Annotated in this window: 21 protein-coding genes; 18 read left to right on the top strand and 3 right to left on the bottom strand. The window is 70.5% G+C overall.

Annotated features, from left to right (window positions below):
• Positions 1-142: 142 nt before the first annotated feature.
• The 10 genes from ABD858_RS23825 to ABD858_RS23870 all read left to right on the top strand — a co-directional run bounded on the left by ABD858_RS23825 (position 143) and on the right by ABD858_RS23870 (position 13,850).
• Positions 143-1,108, top strand: coding sequence for an EamA family transporter (locus tag ABD858_RS23825; protein WP_345041003.1), 966 nt, complete (start codon positions 143-145; stop codon positions 1,106-1,108).
• Between the two features lie 153 nt (positions 1,109-1,261).
• Positions 1,262-2,722, top strand: coding sequence for an aldehyde dehydrogenase family protein (locus ABD858_RS23830; protein WP_345041005.1), 1,461 nt, complete (start codon positions 1,262-1,264; stop codon positions 2,720-2,722).
• A gap of 402 nt (positions 2,723-3,124) precedes the next feature.
• A complete protein-coding gene (locus tag ABD858_RS23835) occupies positions 3,125-3,532 on the top strand; it encodes a DUF6302 family protein (RefSeq protein WP_345041008.1) in 408 nt (135 codons plus the stop codon).
• Between the two features lie 178 nt (positions 3,533-3,710).
• Positions 3,711-5,645, top strand: coding sequence for an acyl-CoA dehydrogenase family protein (locus ABD858_RS23840; protein ID WP_345041010.1), 1,935 nt, complete (start codon positions 3,711-3,713; stop codon positions 5,643-5,645).
• A 163-nt stretch (positions 5,646-5,808) separates the two neighbouring features.
• The gene (gene dxr, locus ABD858_RS23845; RefSeq protein WP_345041012.1) at positions 5,809-7,104 is read left to right on the top strand and encodes a 1-deoxy-D-xylulose-5-phosphate reductoisomerase; all 1,296 of its coding nucleotides are present in this window, start codon (positions 5,809-5,811) and stop codon (positions 7,102-7,104) included.
• Positions 7,101-8,402, top strand: coding sequence for a M50 family metallopeptidase (locus ABD858_RS23850; protein ID WP_345041015.1), 1,302 nt, complete (start codon positions 7,101-7,103; stop codon positions 8,400-8,402). The genes dxr and ABD858_RS23850 overlap by 4 nt, the downstream gene beginning before the upstream one ends.
• A 249-nt stretch (positions 8,403-8,651) precedes the next feature.
• Positions 8,652-9,809 (top strand): flavodoxin-dependent (E)-4-hydroxy-3-methylbut-2-enyl-diphosphate synthase, encoded by a 1,158-nt coding sequence (ispG, locus tag ABD858_RS23855; RefSeq protein WP_345041017.1) that lies wholly within the window; start codon positions 8,652-8,654, stop codon positions 9,807-9,809.
• A gap of 255 nt (positions 9,810-10,064) precedes the next feature.
• On the top strand, positions 10,065-10,910 hold the full coding sequence (locus ABD858_RS23860; RefSeq protein WP_345041019.1) for a GNAT family N-acetyltransferase: 846 nt from the start codon (positions 10,065-10,067) through the stop codon (positions 10,908-10,910).
• Positions 10,911-11,547: 637 nt separating this feature from the next.
• Positions 11,548-12,084 (top strand): GNAT family N-acetyltransferase, encoded by a 537-nt coding sequence (locus tag ABD858_RS23865; protein WP_345041022.1) that lies wholly within the window; start codon positions 11,548-11,550, stop codon positions 12,082-12,084.
• A 74-nt stretch (positions 12,085-12,158) separates the two neighbouring features.
• Complete coding sequence (locus ABD858_RS23870) at positions 12,159-13,850, top strand: proline--tRNA ligase (protein WP_345041024.1); 1,692 nt, start codon at positions 12,159-12,161, stop codon at positions 13,848-13,850.
• A gap of 39 nt (positions 13,851-13,889) precedes the next feature.
• Here ABD858_RS23870 and ABD858_RS23875 read toward each other — a convergent pair whose 3' ends face one another.
• From ABD858_RS23875 to ABD858_RS23885, 3 genes are read right to left on the bottom strand one after another with little or no spacing between them, the layout of a single operon-like run.
• Entirely contained in the window at positions 13,890-14,786 is an 897-nt protein-coding gene (locus ABD858_RS23875) for an aminoglycoside phosphotransferase family protein (protein WP_345041026.1), read from the bottom strand.
• A gap of 18 nt (positions 14,787-14,804) precedes the next feature.
• Positions 14,805-15,254, bottom strand: a complete 450-nt coding sequence (locus ABD858_RS23880) for a ferritin-like domain-containing protein (RefSeq protein ID WP_345041029.1) — start codon at positions 15,252-15,254, stop codon at positions 14,805-14,807.
• Positions 15,251-15,799: a hypothetical protein gene (locus tag ABD858_RS23885; RefSeq protein WP_345041030.1), complete on the bottom strand. Its 549-nt coding sequence runs from the start codon at positions 15,797-15,799 to the stop codon at positions 15,251-15,253. Before ABD858_RS23885 ends, ABD858_RS23880 begins: the two co-directional genes overlap by 4 nt.
• Positions 15,800-15,950: 151 nt before the next feature.
• Between ABD858_RS23885 and rimP the strand changes: the two genes are divergently transcribed.
• From rimP to ABD858_RS23925, 8 genes are all read left to right on the top strand, one after another.
• On the top strand, positions 15,951-16,448 hold the full coding sequence (gene rimP, locus ABD858_RS23890; protein ID WP_345041031.1) for a ribosome maturation factor RimP: 498 nt from the start codon (positions 15,951-15,953) through the stop codon (positions 16,446-16,448).
• A gap of 2 nt (positions 16,449-16,450) precedes the next feature.
• Positions 16,451-17,458: a transcription termination factor NusA gene (gene nusA, locus ABD858_RS23895; RefSeq protein ID WP_345041032.1), complete on the top strand. Its 1,008-nt coding sequence runs from the start codon at positions 16,451-16,453 to the stop codon at positions 17,456-17,458.
• Positions 17,459-17,588: 130 nt separating this feature from the next.
• On the top strand, positions 17,589-17,867 hold the full coding sequence (locus ABD858_RS23900; protein WP_345041034.1) for a YlxR family protein: 279 nt from the start codon (positions 17,589-17,591) through the stop codon (positions 17,865-17,867).
• A gap of 154 nt (positions 17,868-18,021) precedes the next feature.
• Positions 18,022-21,069: a translation initiation factor IF-2 gene (infB, locus tag ABD858_RS23905; protein ID WP_345041037.1), complete on the top strand. Its 3,048-nt coding sequence runs from the start codon at positions 18,022-18,024 to the stop codon at positions 21,067-21,069.
• A 143-nt stretch (positions 21,070-21,212) separates the two neighbouring features.
• Entirely contained in the window at positions 21,213-21,509 is a 297-nt protein-coding gene (locus tag ABD858_RS23910) for a DUF503 domain-containing protein (protein ID WP_345041039.1), read from the top strand.
• A gap of 48 nt (positions 21,510-21,557) precedes the next feature.
• On the top strand, positions 21,558-22,010 hold the full coding sequence (gene rbfA / locus ABD858_RS23915; RefSeq protein ID WP_345041042.1) for a 30S ribosome-binding factor RbfA: 453 nt from the start codon (positions 21,558-21,560) through the stop codon (positions 22,008-22,010).
• Positions 22,007-22,930 (top strand): tRNA pseudouridine(55) synthase TruB, encoded by a 924-nt coding sequence (gene truB, locus ABD858_RS23920; protein ID WP_345041044.1) that lies wholly within the window; start codon positions 22,007-22,009, stop codon positions 22,928-22,930. Before rbfA ends, truB begins: the two co-directional genes overlap by 4 nt.
• A gap of 337 nt (positions 22,931-23,267) precedes the next feature.
• Entirely contained in the window at positions 23,268-24,227 is a 960-nt protein-coding gene (locus ABD858_RS23925; RefSeq protein ID WP_345041046.1) for a bifunctional riboflavin kinase/FAD synthetase, read from the top strand.
• The last annotated feature ends 128 nt before the right edge of the window (positions 24,228-24,355 follow it).

The following is a 24,355-nucleotide window of genomic DNA, read 5'->3' on the forward strand; positions in this document are numbered from 1 at the left end:
TCCGGCGGGTGGCTCAGTTACCCCGGTAACCAGAGACGCCGATCAGGCCGACCCTTGCCCGAAGTCGGGCAGATTTCTTGGCCATTGGGCCGTCGGAGCCCTAGCCTTTTCGTGCGTGTAATGAGCATGAGAGGGGACGCGCATGACGGCACAGGCTTCCCGGGCACCTTCGGACGCGGCGAGCGCCGATGTCACCACCCCGGCCACCCCGGCCACCGGGCGTCGGATCAGCGGCGCCGTATGGGGTGCGCTCGGCATTGTCTACGTCGTGTGGGGTTCCACCTACCTGGGCATCCGCATCGTCGTCGAGACCCTGCCGCCGCTGCTGTCGGGCGGCGCCCGGTTCATCACGGCGGGACTTCTGCTCGCCGCGGTGGTCGCCTGGCGCCAGGGGCCCGCCGCGCTGCGCGTCACCCCCAAGCAGCTCGCCTCGGCTGTCGTCGTCGGTCTGCTGCTGATACTCGGCGGCAACGGCCTGGTCGTCATCGCCGAGACCTCCGTGCCCTCCGGGCTCGCCGCACTGCTGATCGCCATCGTTCCCGTGTTCGTGGTGCTGCTGCGCACGGCCTTCGGGGAACGCCCGGGCCTTGCGGCCTTCGGTGGAGTGGTCGTGGGGCTCGCCGGGCTCGCGGTGCTGACCGTGCCCGGGGTCAGCGGTGACGTGAAGTTCGGCGGGGTTCTGCTGGTGATCGTCGCATCGCTGCTGTGGTCGATCGGCTCCTTCTCGTCCTCGAAGATCCCGATGCCGGCCAACCCCTTCGCGGCCAGCGCCTACGAAATGGTCGCGGGCGGCATCGGTGCCCTGCTGGTGGGTCTGGGACGCGGCGAGCACCACGGTCTCGATCTGGGCGAGGTCTCCACACGCTCCTGGGTCGCGCTGGCCTATCTGATCGTGTTCGGCTCGCTGATCGCGTTCACCGCGTACGCCTGGCTGCTGCACACCGCCCCGCTCTCCCTGGTCGCCACCTACGCCTACGTGAACCCGGTGGTCGCCGTGTTCCTGGGCTGGCTGATCCTCGGCGAGCAGCTGTCCTGGCCGATCGTGGTCGGCGGCGCGATCGTGGTCGCGGGCGTGTGCTTGATCGTGAGTACGGAACGGCGGCGCTGACGCCGGGCCGGTGCAAAGTCGCGCCGTAATTCCTTCCAAAGCGTAGCGGGCGCGCCCCTTGACCACTCCATCCCGGACAATCACGCTTCCCGGCCCGCCCCCCTACCTTGGTGGAAGTCAAACCCACTACCTCGGAAGGGCCGGGACTCGCACATGCCAAAGGGAATTCAGGCAGCCACCCACGCCTTCTGGCTCGCCGGCCGCCAGGCCACCGGCGACGACACCTTCGACGTGACCAACCCCTTCGACGGTCGCCTCGTCGGCAAGGTCAGCGTCCCGACCGAGGCGCAGGTCGAAGAGGCCGTCGCCGCCGCGCACGCGGTGATCGACGAGTTCGCCGCCACCCCGGCCCACGTACGCTCCGCGGCGCTCGACCACGTGGCGAAGCGCCTCACCGAGCGCACCGAGGAGATCGCCCAGCTGATCTCGGCCGAGAACGGCAAGCCGATCAAGTGGGCGCGCGGTGAGGTCGCCCGTGCCGTCTCCGTCTTCCGCTGGGCGTCCGAGGAGGCCCGCCGCTTCAACGGTGGCGACGCGCAGCGCCTCGACACCGACGCCGGCGGCGTCGGCCGCCTGGGCATCACCCGCCGCTTCCCCAAGGGCGTCGTGCTCGGCATCGCGCCGTTCAACTTCCCGCTGAACCTGTGCGCCCACAAGATCGCCCCGGCGATCGCCGCCGGCGCGCCGATGATCCTCAAGCCGGCCCCGGCGACCCCGTTGTCCGGTCTGATCCTGGGTGAGCTGCTCGCCGAGACCGACCTGCCGGCCGGTTCCTGGTCCATCCTGCCGGTGCTGAACGACGCGATGCCCGCCCTGGTCAAGGACGAGCGCCTGCCGGTCATCTCCTTCACCGGTTCGGACAAGGTCGGCTACGCCATCCAGGAGTCGGTGCCGCACAAGCACTGCACCCTGGAGTTGGGCGGCAACGCCGCGGCCGTCGTCCTCGGCGACTGGTCCTCCGAGGAGGACCTGGACTGGGCGGCGACCCGTATGGCCGTCTTCTCGAACTCCCAGGCCGGCCAGACCTGCATCTCGGTGCAGCGCGTCATCGCGGACGCCTCCGTCTACGACCGTCTGGTCGAGAAGGTCGTCGCGGCCGTCGAGGCGCAGGGCACCGGTGACCCGTCGGACGACGCGACCGACGTCGGCCCGCTGGTCAGCGAGGACGCCGCCAAGCGCGTCGAGTCCTGGGTCGACGAGGCCGTGAAGGCCGGCGCCAAGCTGCTCACCGGCGGCAAGCGTGACGGCGCGACCTACGCCCCGACCGTGCTGGCCGACCTGCCCGAGGGCGTCACCCTCGCCACCGAGGAGGTCTTCGGCCCGGTCCTGAGCCTGCACAAGGTCGACGGCGAGGCCGAGGCCTTCGCCATGGTCAACGACTCGAAGTTCGGTCTGCAGGCGGGCGTCTTCACGCACGACCTCCAGACGGCCTTCCGCGCCCACCGCGTCCTCGAGGTCGGCGGCGTGATCATCGGCGACGTTCCCTCCTACCGCGCCGACCAGATGCCGTACGGCGGCGCCAAGCAGTCCGGTGTGGGCCGCGAGGGTGTCAAGTACGCGATGGACGACTACACGTACGAGCGTGTGCTGGTCCTGACGGGCCTCGCCCTGTAGTACACACAAGACCCAACGGCCGGAGCCTACTGTGCGGGGGCTCCGGCCGTTGTTGTGTACCTGCTTTCTGACCTGGGAGACAAACCGAATCCCGCCTGATTCCCGTGGAGTGGTGGGAACACGCTGGGAACATCGACGCGCCCTGCTGCGCGCCGGGGCGGAGGCTGAGGACCGTAGCGTCGCAGAGCGGCGCGTCCTCCCACGGGTGGGAGACCTCGACGTGTTTGTACCCCCACGCCGCGTAGGCGGCCTGGGCCGGGGTTCGGCATCCGGCTCCGGGCGCACCGTCAGCGTGACCCGCTCGGCGTCCAGGCCCTCGATGAGCCGGGCGTGCAGCGCGGCCACGACGCCGCGACGCCTTCCGCACGGCGAGCTCGATGATGACAAAGGTCCGGTGCCGCGATGCTCGTCGGTAGTCCGGGCTTTCCAGCTGTCCGGCTGCGATGGTCGCCGGATCCCGATGTCTGCCACACCGTGGAGTGGGGCGAGCTCGCCCCACCGGCGGACGATGCGGTACGCGGGCGGTTCTACGGTTACAGCGCCGATGGCGGGAGACTGCAGCGCCGGTGCGCGGGCCCCGGTCAGGACGCGCGCTTCAGCAGCCAGGACACCGAGATCCGCGCCGTCGCATTGTGGGGCGGCACCAGGATCGTGGTCCCGGACGACATCGAGGTCGAGGTGCGGGGCCTCGGCCTGTTCGGCGTCTTCGACAAGCGCGCCGCGCGCCGCATCGGCAAACCGGGCACACCGCGCGTCGTCGTCAAGGGACTCGCCCTCTTCGGCGTGGTCGTGACCCGCACGAGGAAGTAGTCCAGCGGCGGCGTAACCGCAACCTCACAGGCCCAAAAGCGGCACAAAGGCACCCGACTGGGCGCGAAGGGTGGTGACCGGGGCGGGAATCGGGTACTACGGACGAGTAGCAACCGGTTGGTGACGCTGCCGACCGGGTCCCCCGGTCCGACTCACACCGCGGCGAGGTGAGCCCCTCATGTCCGCTCCGACCAAGCCCAAAGTCTCCGAGCGCGAAGCCCGCCAAGTGGCGGAGGCCGCCCGGGAGCAGGACTGGCGAAAACCGAGTTTCGCCAAGGAGCTGTTCCTCGGTCGCTTCCGCCTCGACCTCATCCATCCGCACCCCCTCCCGGCACCGGAAGACGTCCAGCGCGGCGAGGCGTTCCTCGCCAAGCTCCGCGACTTCTGCGAGACGAAGATCGACGGTGCGCGGATCGAGCGCGAGGCGAAGATCCCCGACGAGGTCGTCAACGGCCTCAAAGAGCTCGGGGCCTTCGGTATGAAGATCGAGCCCAAGTACGGCGGCATCGGTCTCACCCAGGTGTACTACAACAAGGCCCTCGCCCTGGTCGGCACGGCCAATCCCGCCCTGGGTGCCCTGCTCTCCGCCCATCAGTCGATCGGTGTACCGCAGCCGCTGAAACTCTTCGGCACCAAGGAGCAGAAGGAAACCTTCCTGCCGCGCTGCGCCCGTACCGACATCTCCGCCTTCCTGCTCACCGAGCCCGACGTCGGCTCCGACCCGGCCCGGCTGGCCACGACCGCGGTGCCGGACGGCGACTCGTACATCGTCGACGGGGTGAAGCTCTGGACGACCAACGGCGTGGTCGCCGACCTCCTTGTCGTCATGGCTCGCGTCCCGAGGTCCGAGGGCCACAGGGGCGGCATCACGGCCTTCGTCGTCGAGGCCGACTCGCCGGGCATCACCGTCGAGAACCGCAACGCCTTCATGGGCCTGCGCGGGCTCGAGAACGGTGTCACCCGCTTCCACCAGGTCCGCGTCCCGGCCGCCAATCGCATCGGTCCCGAGGGCACCGGCCTCAAGATCGCTCTGACCACCCTCAACACCGGCCGTCTCTCGCTGCCGGCCGCCTGCACAGGCGCCGGCAAGTGGTGTCTGAAGATCGCTCGCGAGTGGTCCTCGGCACGCGAGCAGTGGGGCAAGCCGATCGCCCGGCACGAGGCGGTCGGTTCCAAGATCTCCTTCATCGCCGCCACCACCTTCGCCCTGGAAGCCGTCCTCGACCTGTCCTCCCAGATGGCCGACGAGGACCGCAACGACATCCGCATCGAGGCGGCCCTGGCCAAGCTCTACGGCAGCGAAATGGCCTGGCGGATAGCCGACGAGCTGGTCCAGATCCGCGGTGGCCGCGGCTTCGAGACCGCGGCCTCCCTCGCCGCCCGCGGCGAACGCGCGGTCCCGGCGGAGCAGTTGCTCCGTGACCTCCGCATCAACCGCATCTTCGAGGGCTCGACGGAGATCATGCACCTGCTGATCGCCCGAGAGGCCGTCGACGCCCACCTCTCCGTGGCGGGCGACCTCATCGACCCGGAGAAGACCCTCTCCGACAAGGCCAAGGCAGGCGCCAACGCGGCCGGCTTCTACGCCCGCTGGCTCCCCAAACTGGTCGCGGGCCCCGGCCAGCTCCCTCGCGCCTACCCGGAATTCCACCCGCCGGGCCACCCCGACCTGTCCGCGCATCTGCGGTACGTCGAACGCTCCGCGCGCAAGCTCGCCCGTATGACCTTCCTGGCCATGGCCCGCTGGCAGGGCCGGATGGAGACCAAGCAGGGCTTCCTGGGCCGGATCGTCGACATCGGTGCCGAGCTGTTCGCGATGAGCGCGGCCTGTGTACGGGCCGAGCTGCTGCGCACCACCGAGGAGCACGGCCGCGAGGCCTACCAGCTGGCGGACGTGTTCTGCCGCCAGGCCCGGATACGCGTCGAGGAGCTCTTCGACCGGCTGTGGACCAACACCGACGACCTCGACCGCAAGGTGGTGGGCGGTGTGCTGAACGGTTCGTACACCTGGCTGGAGCGGGGCGTCATCGACCCCAGCGGCGACGGTCCGTGGATCGCCGACGCCACCCCGGGCCCGGCGAAACACGACAACGTCCACCGCCCCATCCGCTGAGCCACCGTCCCGAGACCGGTTCACGTGGAGGTGGGCGCCCCCGTCGCGCCCGCCTCTGCGGGGACGCCCCCGCACACCCCACCCGGCCCGGAGGGCGGCCGCGGGCCGGTGGGGGCGGCCAGGTCACCCCCATGAGCACGTGCTGCCCTCGCATGCGGCGACAATGGGGCGCATGAGCGACAGCCCTGCACCCCTCGCCGATCCGCACCTCCTCTTCGACGCCGCCGAAGGACGCCGGGACATCGTGATCCTCGGCTCCACCGGGTCGGTCGGCACCCAGGCCATCGACCTGGTCCTGCGCAACCCCGACCGGTTCCGTGTCACCGCGCTCTCCGCGGCGGGCGGCCGGGTGAGCCTGCTCGCCGAGCAGGCGCGCCTGCTGCGCGTCCGTACGGTCGCCGTGGCCCGCGAGGACGTGGTGCCCGCGCTGCGCGAGGCGCTGAAGGAGCAATGGGGGTCCCCCCGCTCGAGCGAAGCCGAGAGTGGGGGAGGGACCGAGCCGGTCCCCGAGATCCTGGCCGGCCCCGACGCGGCCACCGAGCTGGCCCGCTCCGAGTGCCACACGGTCCTCAACGGCATCACAGGCTCCATCGGACTCGCGCCCACCCTCGCCGCGCTGGAGGCCGGTAATACCCTCGCGCTCGCCAACAAGGAGTCGCTGATCGTCGGCGGCCCGCTGGTGAAGGCGCTCGCCAAGCCGGGCCAGATCATTCCGGTCGACTCCGAGCACGCCGCGCTCTTCCAGGCCCTGGCCGCCGGCACCCGCGCCGACGTCCGCAAGCTCGTGGTCACCGCCTCCGGCGGCCCCTTCCGCGGCCGTACCAAGGCCGAGCTGGTGGACGTCACCCCCGCCGACGCGCTGGCGCACCCCACGTGGGCGATGGGCCCGGTGATCACGGTCAACTCCGCGACCCTGGTCAACAAGGGTCTGGAGGTGATCGAGGCCCATCTCCTCTACGACATCCCCTTCGACCGCATCGAGGTCGTCGTACACCCGCAGTCGTACGTTCACTCCATGGTGGAGTTCACGGACGGTTCGACCCTCGCCCAGGCCACCCCGCCGGACATGCGCGGCCCGATCGCCATCGGCCTCGGCTGGCCCCAGCGGGTACCGGACGCGGCCCCCGCCTTCGACTGGTCCAAGGCGTCCAGCTGGGAGTTCTTCCCGCTCGACAACGAGGCGTTCCCCTCCGTCGGACTCGCCCGGCACGTCGGTACGCTCGGCGGTACCGCCCCGGCGGTGTTCAATGCCGCGAACGAGGAATGCGTGGACGCCTTTCTGGCCGGGCGGCTGCCGTTCAACGGAATCATGGATACGGTCAGCGAGGTCGTGGCCGAGCACGGCGAGCCCCGTACGGGAACTTCGCTCACGGTCGCGGACGTCCTCGAGGCGGAGACCTGGGCCCGTGCCCGGGCTCGTGAACTTGCACTGAAGGCGACAGCGGAGGCTCGCGCATGACGATCCTGTGGACGGTCCTCGGCATCCTGATCTTCGCCGTCGGACTGCTCTTCTCCATCGCCTGGCACGAGCTGGGACATCTGTCGACCGCCAAGTTCTTCGGCGTCCGTGTGCCGCAGTACATGGTCGGCTTCGGCCCGACGCTCTGGTCCCGGCGCAAGGGGGAGACGGAGTACGGCATCAAGGCCATCCCCTTCGGCGGCTACATCCGCATGATCGGAATGTTCCCGCCGGGGGCCGACGGCAAGGTCGAGGCCCGTTCGACCTCGCCCTGGCGCAGCATGATCGAGGACGCCCGCTCGGCGGCGTTCGAGGAGCTCCAGCCCGGCGACGAGACGCGGCTCTTCTACACGCGCAAGCCGTGGAAGCGCGTGATCGTCATGTTCGCGGGTCCGTTCATGAATCTGATCCTCGCCGTGGCGCTCTTCATGGGCGTGATGATGACCATCGGGGTCAAGACCCAGACCACCACGGTGGAGACGGTCCAGCCCTGTGTCATCCAGCAGAGCGAGAAGCGCACGGACTGCCGCCCGGGTGACCCGGTCTCGCCCGCCCAGGCCGCGGGGCTGAAGCCCGGCGACAAGATCGTCGCCTTCGACGGCCATCCGGTGACGGAATGGACGGACCTGTCCCAGCGGATCCGCGACAAGATCGGCAAGACCACGATCACGGTCGAGCGCGACGGCAAGCAGCTGGATCTGACCGCCACCCTGATCGAGAACAAAGTCGCCAAGAAGGACGAGAACGGCCAGATCGTCGACGGGTACACCACGGCCGGCTACCTGGGCTTCGGTGCGCTGAGCGTCGACCAGCCCCTGTCCTTCGGCGAGTCCGTCAACCGGATGGGCGACATGGTCGAAGCCGGCGTCCAGTCGGTCGTCGACCTGCCGTCCAAGATCCCGGACCTGTGGGACGCGGCCTTCAACGGCGCGGAGCGCAAGGCCGACTCCCCGGTGGGCATCGTGGGTGCGGCCCGTATCAGCGGCGAGATCTTCGGTCTCGACCTCCCGATGGAGAACATGATCGGGCTGGCCGTGTACGTCCTGGCCGGCGTCAACCTCTCGCTGTTCCTCTTCAACATGCTGCCGCTGCTGCCGCTCGACGGCGGACACATCGCGGGTGCCCTGTGGGAGGCGGCCCGCCGCAACCTGGCGCGCCTCCTCAAGCGCCCGGACCCGGGTCCCTTCGACGTGGCCAAGCTGATGCCGCTCGCCTATGTCGTCGCGAGCGTCTTCATCTGCTTCACCCTGCTCGTCCTCGTGGCCGACATCGTCAACCCCGTCAGGCTCTCGGGCTGACGAACGCGTACCTTCGGGAGGCCTCGCCGGGGGAACACCCTGTGCGAGGCCTCCTGCCGGACCGCCGTGAGGCGGGTCGACTCGGCCGCCTGGCCGAGTCGGGCTCCGGTCGAGCATGCGACACGTCCTCCCATCCATGGGGTGGTTTGGCCGACGTGATGTGCTCCACGCAACCCCCGTGGCGTAATCTCGGAGCCTGGAGCCCGCCGATTCCGGGACCTTGATCCACACCTTGGGGTTGCACAGCAGATGACTGCTATTTCTCTGGGAATGCCGTCCGTTCCGACCAAACTGGCCGAACGCCGCAAGAGCCGGCAGATCATGGTCGGAACGGTGGCTGTCGGTGGGGATGCGCCGGTGTCGGTGCAGTCGATGACGACGACGCGTACGTCGGACATCGGGGCGACGCTGCAGCAGATCGCCGAGCTGACGGCGGCGGGCTGCCAGATCGTGCGGGTGGCGTGCCCGACGCAGGACGACGCGGACGCGCTGGCGACCATCGCGAAGAAGTCGCAGATCCCGGTGATCGCGGACATTCACTTCCAGCCGAAGTACGTGTTCGCGGCGATCGACGCGGGCTGTGCGGCGGTGCGGGTGAACCCGGGCAACATCAAGCAGTTCGACGACAAGGTCAAGGAGATCGCGCGGGCCGCGAAGGACGCGGGCACCCCGATCCGCATCGGTGTCAACGCCGGCTCGCTGGACCGCCGGCTGCTGCAGAAGTACGGCAAGGCCACTCCCGAGGCGCTGGTGGAGTCCGCGCTGTGGGAGGCGTCGCTGTTCGAGGAGCACGACTTCCGCGACATCAAGATCTCGGTCAAGCACAACGACCCGGTGGTGATGGTCGAGGCCTACCGACAGCTGGCGGCGCAGTGCGACTACCCGCTGCACCTCGGTGTCACCGAGGCGGGCCCGGCGTTCCAGGGCACGATCAAGTCCGCTGTCGCCTTCGGCGCGCTGCTGTCGCAGGGCGTCGGTGACACCATCCGGGTGTCGCTGTCCGCGCCGCCGGCGGAGGAGGTCAAGGTCGGCATCGCGATCCTGGAGTCGCTCAATCTGCGTCAGCGTCGGCTGGAGATCGTCTCCTGCCCGTCCTGCGGCCGGGCGCAGGTGGATGTGTACAAGCTGGCGGAGGAGGTCACGGCGGGTCTGGAGGGCATGGAGGTGCCGCTTCGGGTCGCCGTGATGGGCTGTGTCGTCAACGGCCCGGGCGAGGCCCGTGAGGCGGACCTGGGTGTGGCCTCCGGCAACGGCAAGGGTCAGATCTTCGTCAAGGGCGAGGTCATCAAGACCGTGCCCGAGTCGAAGATCGTGGAGACCCTGATCGAAGAGGCCATGAAGATCGCCGAACAGATGGAGAAGGAGGGCGTCGCCTCCGGCGAGCCCCAGATCTCCGTCGCGGGATAAGCCTGTCGGCCGGCGGTTGCGTACCCCAAGAGTCCCGGGCGCCCCTCCGGAGGCGGCGCCCGGGCTCCTTTCGTTCGGTGCCGCGACGCATCTCCGGGTAAGGTTCGGAGATCAGCAGACCGTGTGACTCCACCCCAAGGAGCTTCTCGCAGTGACGCGACGGTCAAGCCCTGACCGGTGCCCATGAGCACACGACGACGCTAGCAGGGTGTTCGACACGTGTCGTTCGCCGCGAGGAGTGATGGAGCCGTCTCGTTGTTGACGCAGACCACCACCCGGGTCCTCGAACCCGGCGACCTGGAAGCGTCGCTCGCCATCCTGGAGAGCGACCCGGTCGCCAACGCCTTCGTGACGTCCCGTGTGCAGGTCGCGGGCCTCGACCCCTGGCGGCTCGGCGGCGAGATGTGGGGCTGGTACGCACACGGAAAGCTCACCTCGCTGTGCTACTCCGGCGCCAACATGGTCCCCATCTGTGCCACGCCGGACGCGGTACGTGCCTTCGCCGACCGGGCCCGCAGGGCCGGCCGCCGGTGCTCCTCGATCGTCGGCCCCGCCGGGCCCACCGGAATGCTGTGGCGGCTACTCGAACCCAGCTGGGGCCCCGCCCGCGAGGTGCGGGCCAACCAGCCGCTCATGGTCACCGACTCCATGCCGGCCGACGTCACCCCGGACCCCTATGTCCGCCGCGTCCGCAAGAGCGAGATGGACGTGATCATGCCGGCCTGCGTCGCCATGTTCACCGAGGAGGTCGGTGTCTCCCCGCTCGCCGGCGACGGCGGCCTGCTCTACCAGGCGAGGGTCGCGGAGCTGGTCGGCTCCGGCCGCTCCTTCGCCCGTATCGAGGACGGCAAGGTCGTCTTCAAGGCGGAGATCGGCGCGGCCACCCCACAGGCCTGCCAGATCCAGGGTGTCTGGGTGGCCCCCGAACACCGCGGCCGAGGCCTCTCCGAGACGGGTATGGCAGCGGTTCTCCGCTACGCCCTGGCCGATGTGGCCCCGGTGGTCAGCCTCTACGTCAACGACTTCAACACGTCGGCCCGCGCCTGCTACCGCCGAGTGGGCTTCAAGGAAGCGGGCGCGTTCATGAGCGTGCTGTTCTAGTGCCCCTCCCGTTTGCCCCGTTGCGGCGCTCCCCCCAGCTACCTCTGGGGGTGCCCTCAGGCACGCACGCTCGCTGGGTTGGCCGAAAACCCGAGGAGCGCTGCTACGAGGGTCTTCGGCCGCCTTGCGATCGCACGCACCGGACGCCGCTCCTTGACGGGCAAACGTTGCCGGTCGCGGCACTGGCCAGGCGCCTCACAGGGTTGCCCGGGCTGCCCGCCCCACGGCGCGTGAAGGGGGTCGCGCAGGGGATGCCGGCCGGGCCGTAAAACGTGATGTGTGTCGCGCGAACGTGCGGGTCAGCCTGACGAACCACGAGACCGCGCGGCGTACGGGGGCCCGGGGCCCGCGGCGCAGCCGCTGATGTCACGCCCCGGAAAGCAGAGTATGCCCGGACCGGCAGCACCCCGGAGCGGCACTCGGCAACCGGCGGCAGCCCCGGACCGGCAGCATCCCGGAGCGGCACCCGGCAACCGGCGGCAACCAGCACACCCGGCAACTGGCAGCACCGCCCCAGCCCGTCCGGGGGGTGCCCGCAGAGGTGCCCCCAGGTCAGCCTGGACGGAGAGCGGTGACCAGGGCGCGCGTCAGCACCTTGCCGTTTCGGGCCGCGCGCCCAACAAGTAGGGTCGGGCGCATGATTGACGTCGTGGTCGGCCCGCTCGACCTCGCGGCATGCGTCGACGAAGCGCTCGCCGTGCAGGCCGTCGCGTTCGGGCTCAGCGAGGACGAGGTGGGCATCCGCCGGCACATCGTGCTCAGGCACCTCACCTGCCCCGGCGCCCGCGCGCTCGGCGCGACCACCCCGGACGGCGAGCTCGTCGGCTTTGTGTACGGCATGCCGAACGACCGCTCCCACTGGTGGTCCACCATCGTTGAGCCGTATCTGCGCAGCACCGGCAACGACGACTGGCTGGACCACGCCTTCGTCATCACCGAGCTGCATGTCCACCCCGACTTCCAGGGCCGGGGCATCGGCCGCGCACTGATCACCATGATCACCGACGGGGCTGCCGAGCCGCGATCCATCCTTTCCGCGATCGACACCGAGAGCCCGGCCCGTGGCCTGTACCGTTCGCTCGGCTATCAGGACCTCGCCCGGCAGGTCCTCTTCCCGTCCGCTCCCCGCCCGTACGCCGTGATGGGGGCACCCCTGCCGCTGAAGCGCCGGTGAAACGGATTTCCACGCCCGCAGGGGCCCCGGCTAACCTCCTGTTCATCACACACGTAGCACCAGGAGAGATCCCCATGGCCCAGGTCCAGCGCATGTCCCGGTTGATGGTCAAGACACTGCGCGACGACCCGGCGGACGCCGAGACGCTCAGCCACAAGCTGCTCGTCCGCGCCGGTTACGTCCGTCGCACCTCCGCCGGCATCTGGACCTGGCTGCCGCTGGGCAAGAAGGTCCTGGAGAACATCACCCGCGTCGTGCGCGAGGAGATGGACGCGATCGGCGCCCAGGAGGTGCTGCTGCCCGCCCTGCTGCCCAAGGAGCCGTACGAGGCGAGCGGCCGCTGGGAGGAGTACGGCGACCTGCTCTTCCGCCTGAAGGACCGCAAGGGCTCGGACTACCTCCTCGGTCCCACCCACGAGGAGATCTTCACCCAGGTGGTGAAGGACCAGTGCACGTCCTACAAGGACCTGCCGGTCATGCTCTACCAGATCCAGACGAAGTACCGGGACGAGGCACGGCCCCGGTCCGGTGTGCTGCGCGGCCGTGAGTTCCAGATGAAGGACTCGTACTCTTTCGACACCACGGACGAGGGCCTCGCCGAGTCGTACCGGCTGCACCGCGAGGCGTACATCAAGATCTTCCAGCGTCTGGGCCTGGACCACCGCATCGTGTCGGCGGTCTCCGGCGCGATGGGCGGCTCGGCGTCCGAGGAGTTCCTTGCCCCGGCCGCGGCCGGCGAGGACACCTTCGTGGACTGCCCGGCCTGCGACTACGCCGCGAACACGGAGGCGGTGACCTTCAAGGGCGTCCCGGACACCGCCGAGTACCGCCCGGTCGAGGAGCTGGACACCCCCGACACCCCCACCATCGAGACGCTTGCCGCGCACCTGGGCGTGCCCGCGTCGGCGACCCTGAAGAACCTCCTGGTCAAGGTCGACGGCGAGATCACCGCCGTGGGTGTGCCGGGCGACCGCGAGGTCGACCTCGGCAAGCTCGCGGAGCACCTGGCCCCGGCCGTCGTCGAGCTGGTCACCGCCGAGGACTTCGAGGACCGCCCCGACCTCGTACGCGGCTACGTCGGCCCGCAGGGCCTGGAGAAGGTCCGCTACATCGCGGACCCGCGGATCGCCCCCGGCACCGCCTGGGTCACCGGCGCCAACAAGCCCGACACGCACGCGAAGAACGTGGTCTGCGGCCGGGACTTCGAGGTCGACGACTACCTCGACGTGGTCGTCGTCGAGGAGGGCGACCCCTGCCCCGGCTGCGGTGCCGGACTGAAGCTGGACCGCGCCATCGAGATCGGCCACATCTTCCAGCTCGGCCGCAAGTACGCCGACACCTTCCAGCTCGACGTCCTCGGCCAGAACGGCAAGCCGGTCCGCGTGACGATGGGCTCGTACGGCATCGGCGTCTCGCGTGCCGTGGCCGCGCTCGCCGAGCAGACCGCCGACGAGCAGGGCCTGTGCTGGCCCCGCGAGGTCGCCCCGGCGGACGTCCATGTCGTCGCGGCCGGCAAGGCCCTCCAGACGGAGCTGGCGCTCGACGTCGCGGAGAAGCTCAACGCGGTCGGCGTGCGGGTCCTGGTCGACGACCGGGCCGGTGTCTCCCCGGGCGTGAAGTTCACCGACGCGGAACTGATCGGCGTACCGAAGATCCTGGTCGCCGGCCGTCGCTCCGCGGAGGGCGTCCTGGAGCTCAAGGACCGCCGCACGGGCGAGCGCGAGGAACTGACGGTCGACGAGGCGATCGCCCGCCTCAGGGCCTGACGGCCGCCGGGGCCGGGGTGCTGCCCCGGCCCCGGCCTCCTACAGCCAGCCCGCGAACTCCAGCAGCAGCTCGGCGTCCTGGTGGCGGCCTGCCGCCCGCGCGCGGAGGCCCGACTCGACGGCGCGGAACAGCGTCCAGCCGTGCAGCCGGTCGCGGTCCACGTCGAGCGAGTCGGCGAGCTTGTTCACCCGGCGGCGCGCCACCGACGCGCCGGCCGGCGCGGCGATGAGGTCTTCGACGCGGTCCCGGACCAGCCGGGCCAGGTCGTACGCGCGTTCACCGACCACTGGTTCGGGGCCGACTGCCAGCCAGGGCGCGCGCTCACCGGCCAGTACCTTGCTCTGCCGGAAGTTGCCGTGCAGCAGCAGGAGTTCGGGGGTGGTGGCGACCAGTTGCGCACGGGCGGCGAGCGCGGCCTCGACGAGCGGCTCGGTGTCGGAGTCCGCGGCGGCCGGCATCGCCGACGCCTGGCGGCCGGTGCGCTCCTCGACGCTTTCGAAGGGGTGGTCCCCGGCCGGCTCGACCCACAGCCGGCGTACCGTTCCCGCGGCCTCCAGCAGCGCCTTCGCCTCCGGCAGGGAGCGCAGGGAGACCTCGGAGTGGAGGCGCTCCAGGAGCAGCGCACCGTCACCGAACGCGGCGAGCACCCGCACCGAGCCCCAGCCGTTCCAGTGCTCCAGGGCAGCGCGTTCCAGCGCCGGACGGGCCTCGAGCGGTGCGATCTTCAATGTGACCGGGGTGCCGTCCTTCCGACGTACGAGGAGGACGAGGCTGCTGCGGCCGCCGGGTGCCTGGACCCGTTCGACCGTGAGCCCGAGTCCGGTCACGGCATCCTCGGCGATCCCGGGCAGCTGCCCGAGCCACTCCTGTGCGGCCGCGTCCCCGTACGTCTCGCCGAGCGCCCGTACAAGCCGCTGCGGCGGTTCGAAAACCATGCGTGCGTCGTCCCTTGGTCAGGTACTGGAAGGCGGCGCCGGCGTCGTCCGCTCGGCGAGCCCAGGAAAGGCTACGCTCCCGCCGCGCCAGCGCACCGCCCGAACGGCCGCCTCGCGCAGCGCGCCCGCGGCGTCGCCGCGGAGCGGGCCCTTCGAGGCCCGTACGAGGTCCGAGTACACGCCCGCGACCCGCTCCTCCAGCTCGGCGGCGAGCCGTACAGCGGCCGCAGTGTCCGCCACCGCGAACGGCAGAGCGTACCCCGCGGCGGCGGGCACCGGGTCGCCGCCCAGAGCGCGTACCTGCCGCTCCAGCGCGTCCCGCCGGGCGCGGTGCGCGGTGTGGGCCTCGCGGGCCTCGCCCTGCCGGGCCTTGCCGATCCGGCCGCCGACGACCCCGTAGCCGTACACGGCGGCATGCTCGGCCGCCAGGGCGGCCTGGACGGCCTGAAGCGTCCGGTTGTCGCTCACGCGCGGTTCCCTTCGGTCAGCAGGTACGCATGCGCGGCCGCGGCGGCAGCCACGGACGCGAGCAGCCGTGCGAACTCGTCGGGCGCGCCGCCGAGCGTGGCGGCGTGCGCATCGGCGGTCCGCCGCTCGGCGGCGGCCAGCTCCCGCAGGGCGACGGCAGGGTCTGCAGGGACGTTTCTCCTGGCGGTCGTGTTCGGGTCGGACGTGCCCGACGGCCGGGGCGTGCCCTTCGGGTCCGCCGCGGTGGCCGCCGCGGCCGGGCTGCTCGACGCGGCCGTCCCCGCCGGGGACAGTGCCGTCACATGCGCGTCGACTTCCGCGCGCAGGGGGGCGAGGCGTGCCGTCAGAGCCGTGTGACGGGCGATCACCGCGTCGTAACGGGACAGCAGTTCGCGGCTCGTCGTGGCCGAGCGCCGCCGGAGTTCCGTCTCTGCGTCCGTGGCGTGGGTCCCGTCGCCGCCCGGCCGGCCGTCCTCTGCCGCGCAGCCGGTGAGGAGCACGGCTGCGGTACCCGCGCCCGTGGTGAGGAGTGCTCGTCTGCGCATGTCCGACTCCCTCCGGCCAGGAATGATCACCGCAGGCGAGCGTACCCGCGGGTCAACCGTGTGTGGACCGCAACACCCCCCGCGACCGGATACCCTTTGATCTGACACGCGACGTATCCACAACAGCACACGCGGCCGAGGAGTCACCCGGATGAGCACCACCCAGAGCGAGAGGCTGCGCGGACTGCTGGAACCGCTCGTCAGCGCGAAGGACCTGGATCTGGAGGACATCGAGGTGTCCCGGGCAGGCAGGCGCCGCATGCTGCGGGTCGTCGTGGACTCGGAGGAGGGCGTGGAGCTCGATGCCTGCGCCGAGCTGAGCCGTGTCATCTCCGAGAAGCTCGATGAGAGCGACGTCATGGGCGAGGACGAGTACGTCCTCGAGGTGAGCTCTCCGGGTGCCGAGCGCCCGCTCAAGGAACACCGCCACTACGTACGCGCCATCGGCCGGCTGGCCAGGATCCAGCCGCACGAGGGCGGCGAGTTGGTCGCGCGGATCCTCCAGGTGGACGACGAGGGCGTGGATCTGGAAGTACCGGGTGTGAAGGGCCGTAAGCCCACCGCCCGCCGCGTCGCGTTCGACGAGATCGCCAAGGCGCGTGTGGAGATCGAATTCAGCCGCAAGGACAAGAAGGAAGAGGAGGCGTAGCCGTGGACATCGACATGAGTGCCCTGCGGGGCTTGGTACGGGAGAAGGAGATCTCCTTCGACCTGCTGGTCGAGGCGATCGAGTCGGCCCTCCTCATCGCCTATCACCGCACCGAGGGAAGCCGCCGCCATGCGCGGGTCGAGCTCAACCGTGAGAACGGGCATGTGACGGTCTGGGCGAAGGAAGACCCGGCCGATCTCGAGGAGGGGCAGGAGCCCCGCGAGTTCGACGACACACCGTCCGGGTTCGGCCGGATCGCGGCGACCACCGCCAAGCAGGTCATTCTGCAGCGGCTGCGGGACGCCGAGGACGAGGTCACGTTCGGCGAGTACGCCGGCCGTGAGGGCGATGTCGTCATCGGCATGGTCCAGCAGGGCAAGGACCCCAAGAACGTGCTGGTCAGCCTGGACGGCGGCAAGCTGGAGGCGATCCTGCCGGTGCAGGAGCAGGTGCCGGGCGAGGAGTACACGCACGGTCTGCGGCTGCGTACGTATGTCGTGCGGGTGGTCAAGGGTGTCCGCGGTCCGTCCGTGACGCTGTCGCGTACCCACCCGAACCTGGTGAAGAAGCTCTTCGCCCTGGAGGTCCCGGAAATCGCGGACGGTTCGGTGGAGATCGCGGCGATCGCCCGTGAGGCCGGACACCGCACCAAGATCGCGGTCCGTTCGACCCGTTCCGGGCTGAACGCCAAGGGCGCCTGCATCGGCCCGATGGGCGGCCGTGTGCGCAATGTCATGGCCGAGCTGCACGGCGAGAAGATCGACATCGTCGACTGGTCGGACGACCCGGCCGAGATGGTGGCCAACGCCCTGTCACCCGCCCGGGTGAGCAAGGTGGAGATCGTCGATCTGGCCGCCCGCTCCGCCCGGGTGACGGTTCCCGACTACCAGCTCTCCCTCGCCATCGGCAAGGAAGGGCAGAACGCCCGGCTCGCGGCGCGGCTGACCGGCTGGCGGATCGACATCCGCCCGGACACCGAGCACACCGAGCAGGGTGCCGAGCGCGGCTGAGGAATGAATCGGGCCGGGGCCCTGTTGGACCAGTCGGTGCCGGGGCGACGGGTCCCGATCGGATCACGACAACATCCGTTCGATTTTTCCCCCAAAGGGGTGAGGTCGGCGCGGGGAGGTAGACTTAAGCGTGTCTGGTCGGACGCATGCCCGTGCCTGCCCTGAGCGAACCTGCGTGGGATGCCGGGAGCGAGCGGCCAAGAGCGATCTGCTGCGCATCGTGGCGGTCGAGGACAGATGTGTTCCCGATCCACGCGGTACGCTGCCCGGCCGGGGTGCATATGTACACCCCGCCTTGGTCTGTCTCGACCTGGCGGTCCGCCGCCGGGCGTTCCCCCGGGCTTTCCGGTCCAAGGGACCGCTCGAAGCCGCGGAAGTCCGCCGGTACGTCGAGCAGGCAGCACCGTAGGAAAAGAAAGACGTACGGCACGGATCCCCGTGCGGTCAGGTACCTCGCGAGTCGGAAGTAGGTCGAGATTGCGATGAGCACTCGATGAGTACGCGATGAGTACGCCCATGAAGTAGCGACGGTCCGGCGGCAACCCGGACCTAAAAGGAGCGAAGTGGCTAAGGTCCGGGTATACGAACTCGCCAAGGAGTTCGGTGTGGAGAGCAAGGTCGTCATGGCCAAGCTCCAGGAACTCGGTGAATTCGTCCGTTCGGCGTCCTCGACCATCGAGGCGCCGGTTGTACGCAAATTGACTGACGCCTTCCAGCAGGGCAGCGGCTCCGGCCGTGGCGCGGGCAAGCCCGCGGCGCCCCGCAAGCAGGCGCCCGCCAAGCCGTCCGCGCCCACTCCGGCGTCGGCGGCACGTCCGGCTGCCCCGAAGCCCGGCGCCCCGGCCCCCAAGCCGGTCGTCGCCGAGGCCCCCGTGAGCAGCGCCCCGTCCGCGGTCCCCACTCCGGGTCCGCGTCCCACTCCGGGTCCGAAGCCCGCGCCCAAGCCGGCGCCTGCTGCTCCGGCCATCCCGGAGTTCACCGCGCCTCCGTCGGCCCCCGCGGCCGGCCCGAAGCCCGGTGGTCCGACCCCCGGCCCGCGCCCGGCGGCTCGTCCGTCCGCGCCCGGCCGTCCCGAGGGTGCCCGTCCCGGTGCTCCGAAGCCCGGTGAGCGTGCCCCCCGTCCGGGTGGTGCCCGTCCCGCGGGTCCGCGCCCGGGCAACAACCCCTTCACGTCCGGCGGCTCCACCGGTATGGCGCGCCCGCAGGCGCCCCGCCAGGGTGGTGCGCCGCGTCCCGGCGGTCCCGGTGCCCCCGGTGGTTCGCGCCAGCAGGGCGCCACTCCCGGTGGTCCCCGTCCGCAGGGTGCCGCTTCCGGCGGCCCGCGCCCGACTCCGGGTTCCATGCCGCGTCCGCAGGCGCCCCGCTCTGCCGGTGGCCCTGGCGGCGGACCCGGCGGTAACCGTCCGAACCCCGGCATGATGCCGCAGCGTCCTGCTGCCGGCCCGCGTCCCGGCCCCGGTGGCGGCGGTCGCGGTCCCGGTGGCGGCGGTCGCGGTCCCGGTGGCGGCGGCGGTCGTCCCGGCTTCGCGGGTCGTCCTGCGGGTCCCGGCGCCCGTCCCGGTGGTGGCGGCGGCTTCGGCGGCCCCCGTCCCGGCGGCGGTGCCCCGGGCGGCGGCGGCTTCGGTGGCGGCGGTGGCCGTCCCGGCTTCGGCGGCCGTCCCGGCGGCCCCGGTGGCCGTGGTGCCACGCAGGGTGCGTTCGGCCGTCCCGGCGGTCCGGCGCGTCGTGGCCGCAAGTCGAAGCGGCAGCGTCGCCAGGAGTACGAGGCCATGCAGGCCCCGTCGGTCGGCGGTGTGATGCTGCCTCGCGGCAACGGCGAGACCGTTCGCCTGTCGCGCGGTGCCTCGCTCACCGACTTCGCGGAGAAGATCAACGCCAACCCGGCGTCGCTCGTTGCCGTGATGATGAACCTCGGCGAGATGGTCACGGCCACGCAGTCCGTCTCCGACGAGACGCTGCAGCTTCTCGCCGGCGAGATGAACTACGAAGTTCAGATCGTCAGCCCGGAGGAGGAGGACCGTGAGCTGCTCGAGTCCTTCGACATCGAGTTCGGCGAGGACGAGGGCGGCGAGGAGTTCCTCGTTGCGCGTCCGCCGGTCGTGACCGTCATGGGTCACGTCGACCACGGTAAGACCCGACTGCTGGACGCGATCCGCAAGACGAATGTCGTCGCGGGCGAGGCCGGCGGTATCACGCAGCACATCGGTGCGTACCAGGTCTCCACCGAGGTGAACGACGAGCAGCGTCACATCACCTTCATCGACACCCCGGGTCACGAGGCGTTCACCGCCATGCGTGCCCGTGGTGCGAAGTCGACCGACATCGCGATCCTCGTGGTGGCGGCCAACGACGGTGTGATGCCGCAGACGATCGAGGCGCTCAACCACGCCAAGGCGGCCGATGTGCCGATCGTGGTCGCGGTCAACAAGATCGACGTCGAGGGCGCGGACCCGGTGAAGGTGCGCGGTCAGCTGACCGAGTTCGGCCTGGTGGCCGAGGAGTACGGCGGCGACACCATGTTCGTCGACATCTCCGCCAAGCAGGGTCTGCACATCGACTCCCTGCTGGAGGCCGTGGTCCTCACCGCCGACGCCTCGCTCGACCTGCGGGCCAACCCGGAGCAGGACGCGCAGGGTATCGCCATCGAGTCCCACCTCGACCGAGGCCGCGGTGCCGTCTCGACCGTCCTGGTCCAGCGCGGTACCCTCCGCATCGGTGACACGATGGTCGTCGGCGACGCGTACGGCCGTGTCCGGGCGATGCTCGACGACAAGGGCAACAACGTCGAGGAAGCGGGTCCGTCGACCCCCGTCCTGGTCCTGGGTCTCACCAACGTCCCCGGCGCCGGCGACAACTTCCTGGTCGTCGACGAGGACCGTACCGCCCGTCAGATCGCCGAGAAGCGTGCTGCGCGTGAGCGCAACGCGAACTTCGCCAAGCGTGTCCGCCGGGTGTCCCTCGAGGACCTCGACAAGGTGCTCAAGGCCGGTCTGGTGCAGGAACTCAACCTCATCATCAAGGGCGACGCGTCCGGTGCGGTCGAGGCTCTCGAGTCCTCGCTGCTCCAGCTCGACGTCGGCGAAGAGGTCGACATCCGCGTCCTGCACCGCGGTGTGGGTGCGGTCACCGAGTCGGACATCGACCTGGCGATGGGCTCCGACGCCATCGTCATCGGCTACAACGTCCGTGCGGCCGGCCGTGCCGCGCAGATGGCGGAGCGCGAGGGCGTCGACGTCCGGTACTACTCGGTGATCTACCAGGCCATCGAGGAGATCGAGGCGGCCCTCAAGGGCATGCTCAAGCCGGAGTACGAAGAGGTCGAGCTCGGTACGGCGGAGATCCGCGAGGTCTTCCGCTCGTCCAAGCTGGGCAACATCGCGGGTGTTCTCATCCGCTCCGGCGAGGTCAAGCGCAACACCAAGGCGCGCCTCCTCCGCGACGGCAAGGTCATCGCGGAGAACCTCACCATCGAGGGTCTGCGTCGCTTCAAGGACGACGTCACCGAGATCCGCGAAGGCTTCGAGGGTGGTATCAACCTCGGAAACTTCAACGACATCAAGATCGACGACGTCATCGCGACGTACGAGATGCGCGAGAAGCCGCGCGCCTGAACCGTGCGGTGACAGTCGGGGCCGGTCGGCGGACGAGAATTTCCGTCGATCGGCCCCGGCCGTTGCGTGTACGGTTCTGATGTCCCTGCCAAGAGCGGGCAGGGCGTCACTCGACCCCGTACCGGCGGGACATCCGGATACACATGTATGTGGGGACGCTGTCCTTCGACCTGCTTCTCGGCGATGTCCGGTCGCTGAAGGAGAAACGCTCAGTCGTCCGTCCCATCGTCGCCGAGCTCCAGCGCAAGTACGCGGTCTCGGTGGCGGAGGTGGGCGGGCAGAACCTCCACCGCAGGGCCGAGATCGGCCTCGCGGCGGTGTCCGGGGACGCCGGGCACCTCACAGACCTCCTGGACCGGTGTGAGCGCATGGTCGCCGGCCGGCCCGAAGTCGAGCTGCTGTCGGTACGACGACGGCTGCACGGCGACGACGATTACTGAGTTTCCGGGGGACCACAGACCCCCAGCAAGAAGAGAAGGGAACGGACGGTGGCCGACAACGCGCGGGCCCGCAAGCTGGCCGATCGCATCCAGGTCGTGGTCGCGGAGACCCTGGACCGGCGTATCAAGGATCCGCGGCTGGGCTTCGTCACGATCACGGACGCCCGGGTCACCGGCGACCTGCGGGAGGCCACGGTCTTCTACACGGTCTACGGCGACGACGAGGAGCGGGCCGCCTCCGCGGCGGCGCTGGAGTCCGCCAAGGGCATCCTGCGCTCCGAGGTCGGCCGGCAGACGGGTGTCCGCTTCACGCCGACCCTCGCCTTCGTGCCGGACGCCCTGCCCGACAACGCCCGTACGATCGACGACCTCCTCCACGTGGCGCGGGCCAAGGACGCTGAGGTGCGGGAGGCGTCCACGGGCGCCACGTACGCCGGTGACGCGGACCCGTACCGCAAGCCGGGCGAGGACTCCCACGAGACGGACTCCGCCGCCGAATGACCAAGCAGCACACTCCCCCGACTACCGCCGGGAGGGGCCCCCAGGACGGCCTTGTCATCGTCGACAAGCCGTCGGGCTTCACTTCGCACGACGTCGTCGCCAAGATGCGCGGCATCGCCAGGACGAGGCGCGTCGGGCACGCGGGCACGCTCGACCCCATGGCCACCGGCGTCCTCGTGCTCGGCGTGGAGCGGGCCACCAAGCTTCTCGGCCATCTCGCGCTGACCGAGAAGGAGTACCTCGGTACGGTCCGTCTCGGCCAGAACACGATCACCGACGACGCCGAGGGGGAGATCACCTCCTCCGCCGACGCCTCCGCCGTGACGCGTGAGGCCGTCGACACGGCCGTGGCCAAGCTGACCGGCGACATCATGCAGGTGCCGTCGAAGGTCAGCGCCATCAAGATCGACGGTAAGCGGTCCTACGCCCGGGTGCGCGGCGGCGAGGAGTTCGAGATCCCGGCCCGCCCGGTCACCGTGTCGCAGTTCACGGTGTACGACGTCCGTGAGGCCGTCGCGGAGGACGGCACCCCGGTCCTCGACCTGGTCGTCTCGGTCGTCTGCTCCTCCGGTACGTACATCCGTGCCCTGGCCCGCGACCTCGGCGCCGATCTGGGCGTCGGCGGTCATCTGACGGCTCTGCGGCGCACCCGTGTCGGCCCGTACAAGCTCGACAAGGCGCGGACGCTGGACCAGCTCCAGGAGGAGCTGACCGTCATGCCGATCGCCGAGGCCGCGGCCGCCGCGTTCCCGCGCTGGGACGTCGACGAGCGCCGGGCCCGGCTGCTGACGAACGGCGTACGGCTCGACATGCCCGCGTACCCGGTGGGACCGGTGGCGGTCTTCGGACCCGAAGGCCGCTTCGTCGCCCTCGTCGAGGAGCAGAGGGGCAAGGCGAAGAGTCTCGGCGTCTTCGGCTAGGACCTGCGGGGTCCGGCATGATCGCCGGACCCCGCAGGGCTCCGGGCGTGCGGTCGGCGCGAGGCACGGGGCCTCGGCACCGCCTCCGTGCATGCTGTTTCGACCGGCGCCCGGTGGAGCTCGCCGTGGACGTACCGGGCTTCGCGGACCAGGTCGCGGGCCGGCCGATCAGGGCTCCGCAGGAGTGGGCGGCGCCGATCGGCCGCGTGCCCGCCCTGCGCCGGAGCCCGTGGCCCCTATGCCGATGCCGACCGACGACCGCGGACATGGCAGTCTTAGACCTGCGTAATCAGACAGGACGTACACAGGTTCGGGTTTCGGACGAGGAGCGGTCACAGTGCAACGCTGGCGTGGCTTGGAGGACATCCCCCAGGACTGGGGACGCAGCGTCGTCACCATCGGCTCCTACGACGGGGTGCACCGGGGGCACCAGCTGATCATCGGCCGGGCGGTGGCCCGCGCCCGTGAGCTCGGCGTTCCGTCCGTCGTCGTGACCTTCGACCCGCACCCCAGCGAGGTCGTACGCCCCGGCAGCCACCCGCCGCTGCTCGCCCCGCACCACCGGCGCGCGGAGCTGATGGCCGAGCTGGGCGTGGACGCGATGCTGATCCTGCCCTTCACGATGGAGTTCTCGCAGCTGTCGCCCGCCGACTTCATCGTGAAGGTGCTCGTCGACAAGCTGCACGCACGCGTGGTCATCGAGGGCCCGAACTTCCGCTTCGGCCACAAGGCGGCCGGCAACGTGGAGTTCCTGGCCGAGCTGGGCGCGACCTACGACTACGAGGTCGACGTCGTCGACCTGTACGAGCGCGGCGCGGCGGGCGGTGGCGAGCCCTTCTCCTCGACCCTGACCCGTCGCCTGGTCGCCGAGGGCGACGTCCAGGGCGCGGCGGAGATCCTGGGCCGCCCGCACCGCGTCGAGGGCGTCGTGGTCCGCGGCGCCCAGCGGGGCCGTGAGCTGGGCTACCCCACCGCCAATGTGGAGACCCTGCCGCACACCGCGATCCCGGCGGACGGCGTGTACGCGGGCTGGCTGACCGCGGCCGGCGAGCGGATGCCGGCGGCGATCTCGGTGGGCACGAACCCGCAGTTCGACGGCACCGAGCGCACGGTCGAGGCGTACGCGATCGACCGCGTCGGCCTGGAGCTGTACGGGCTCCACGTCGCCGTCGACTTCCTCGCGTATGTGCGCGGCCAGGAGAGGTTCGACTCGATCGAGTCCCTGCTGGAGGCGATGGCGGCGGACGTGAAGCGCTGCCGCGAACTGATCGAAGCGGCGGACGCGAACCAAGCATGAAACGTGGGGGTGCCAAGCCCCCCGCATCCGCCGGTCCGGCATACGCGAACCGGGCATGAAACGTGGGGCCAAGCACCCCCCGCATCCGCCGGTCCGGCATACGCGAACCGGGCATGAAACGTGGGGGT

Source organism: Streptomyces sannanensis (assembly GCF_039536205.1).
GTDB lineage: Bacteria > Actinomycetota > Actinomycetes > Streptomycetales > Streptomycetaceae > Streptomyces > Streptomyces sannanensis.

Bases quoted from the DNA above. Each gene is read 5' to 3' on its own strand.
- ABD858_RS23825 (WP_345041003.1), top strand. From the start codon at position 143: ATGACGGCACAGGCTTCCCGGGCACCTTCGGACGCGGCGAGCGCCGAT.
- ABD858_RS23830 (WP_345041005.1), top strand. From the start codon at position 1,262: ATGCCAAAGGGAATTCAGGCAGCCACCCACGCCTTCTGGCTCGCCGGC.
- ABD858_RS23835 (WP_345041008.1), top strand. From the start codon at position 3,125: ATGCTCGTCGGTAGTCCGGGCTTTCCAGCTGTCCGGCTGCGATGGTCG.
- ABD858_RS23840 (WP_345041010.1), top strand. From the start codon at position 3,711: ATGTCCGCTCCGACCAAGCCCAAAGTCTCCGAGCGCGAAGCCCGCCAA.
- dxr (WP_345041012.1), top strand. From the start codon at position 5,809: ATGGGGCGCATGAGCGACAGCCCTGCACCCCTCGCCGATCCGCACCTC.
- ABD858_RS23850 (WP_345041015.1), top strand. From the start codon at position 7,101: ATGACGATCCTGTGGACGGTCCTCGGCATCCTGATCTTCGCCGTCGGA.
- ispG (WP_345041017.1), top strand. From the start codon at position 8,652: ATGACTGCTATTTCTCTGGGAATGCCGTCCGTTCCGACCAAACTGGCC.
- ABD858_RS23865 (WP_345041022.1), top strand. From the start codon at position 11,548: ATGATTGACGTCGTGGTCGGCCCGCTCGACCTCGCGGCATGCGTCGAC.
- ABD858_RS23870 (WP_345041024.1), top strand. From the start codon at position 12,159: ATGGCCCAGGTCCAGCGCATGTCCCGGTTGATGGTCAAGACACTGCGC.
- ABD858_RS23875 (WP_345041026.1), bottom strand. From the start codon at position 14,786: ATGGTTTTCGAACCGCCGCAGCGGCTTGTACGGGCGCTCGGCGAGACG.
- ABD858_RS23885 (WP_345041030.1), bottom strand. From the start codon at position 15,799: ATGCGCAGACGAGCACTCCTCACCACGGGCGCGGGTACCGCAGCCGTG.
- rimP (WP_345041031.1), top strand. From the start codon at position 15,951: ATGAGCACCACCCAGAGCGAGAGGCTGCGCGGACTGCTGGAACCGCTC.
- ABD858_RS23910 (WP_345041039.1), top strand. From the start codon at position 21,213: ATGTATGTGGGGACGCTGTCCTTCGACCTGCTTCTCGGCGATGTCCGG.
- truB (WP_345041044.1), top strand. From the start codon at position 22,007: ATGACCAAGCAGCACACTCCCCCGACTACCGCCGGGAGGGGCCCCCAG.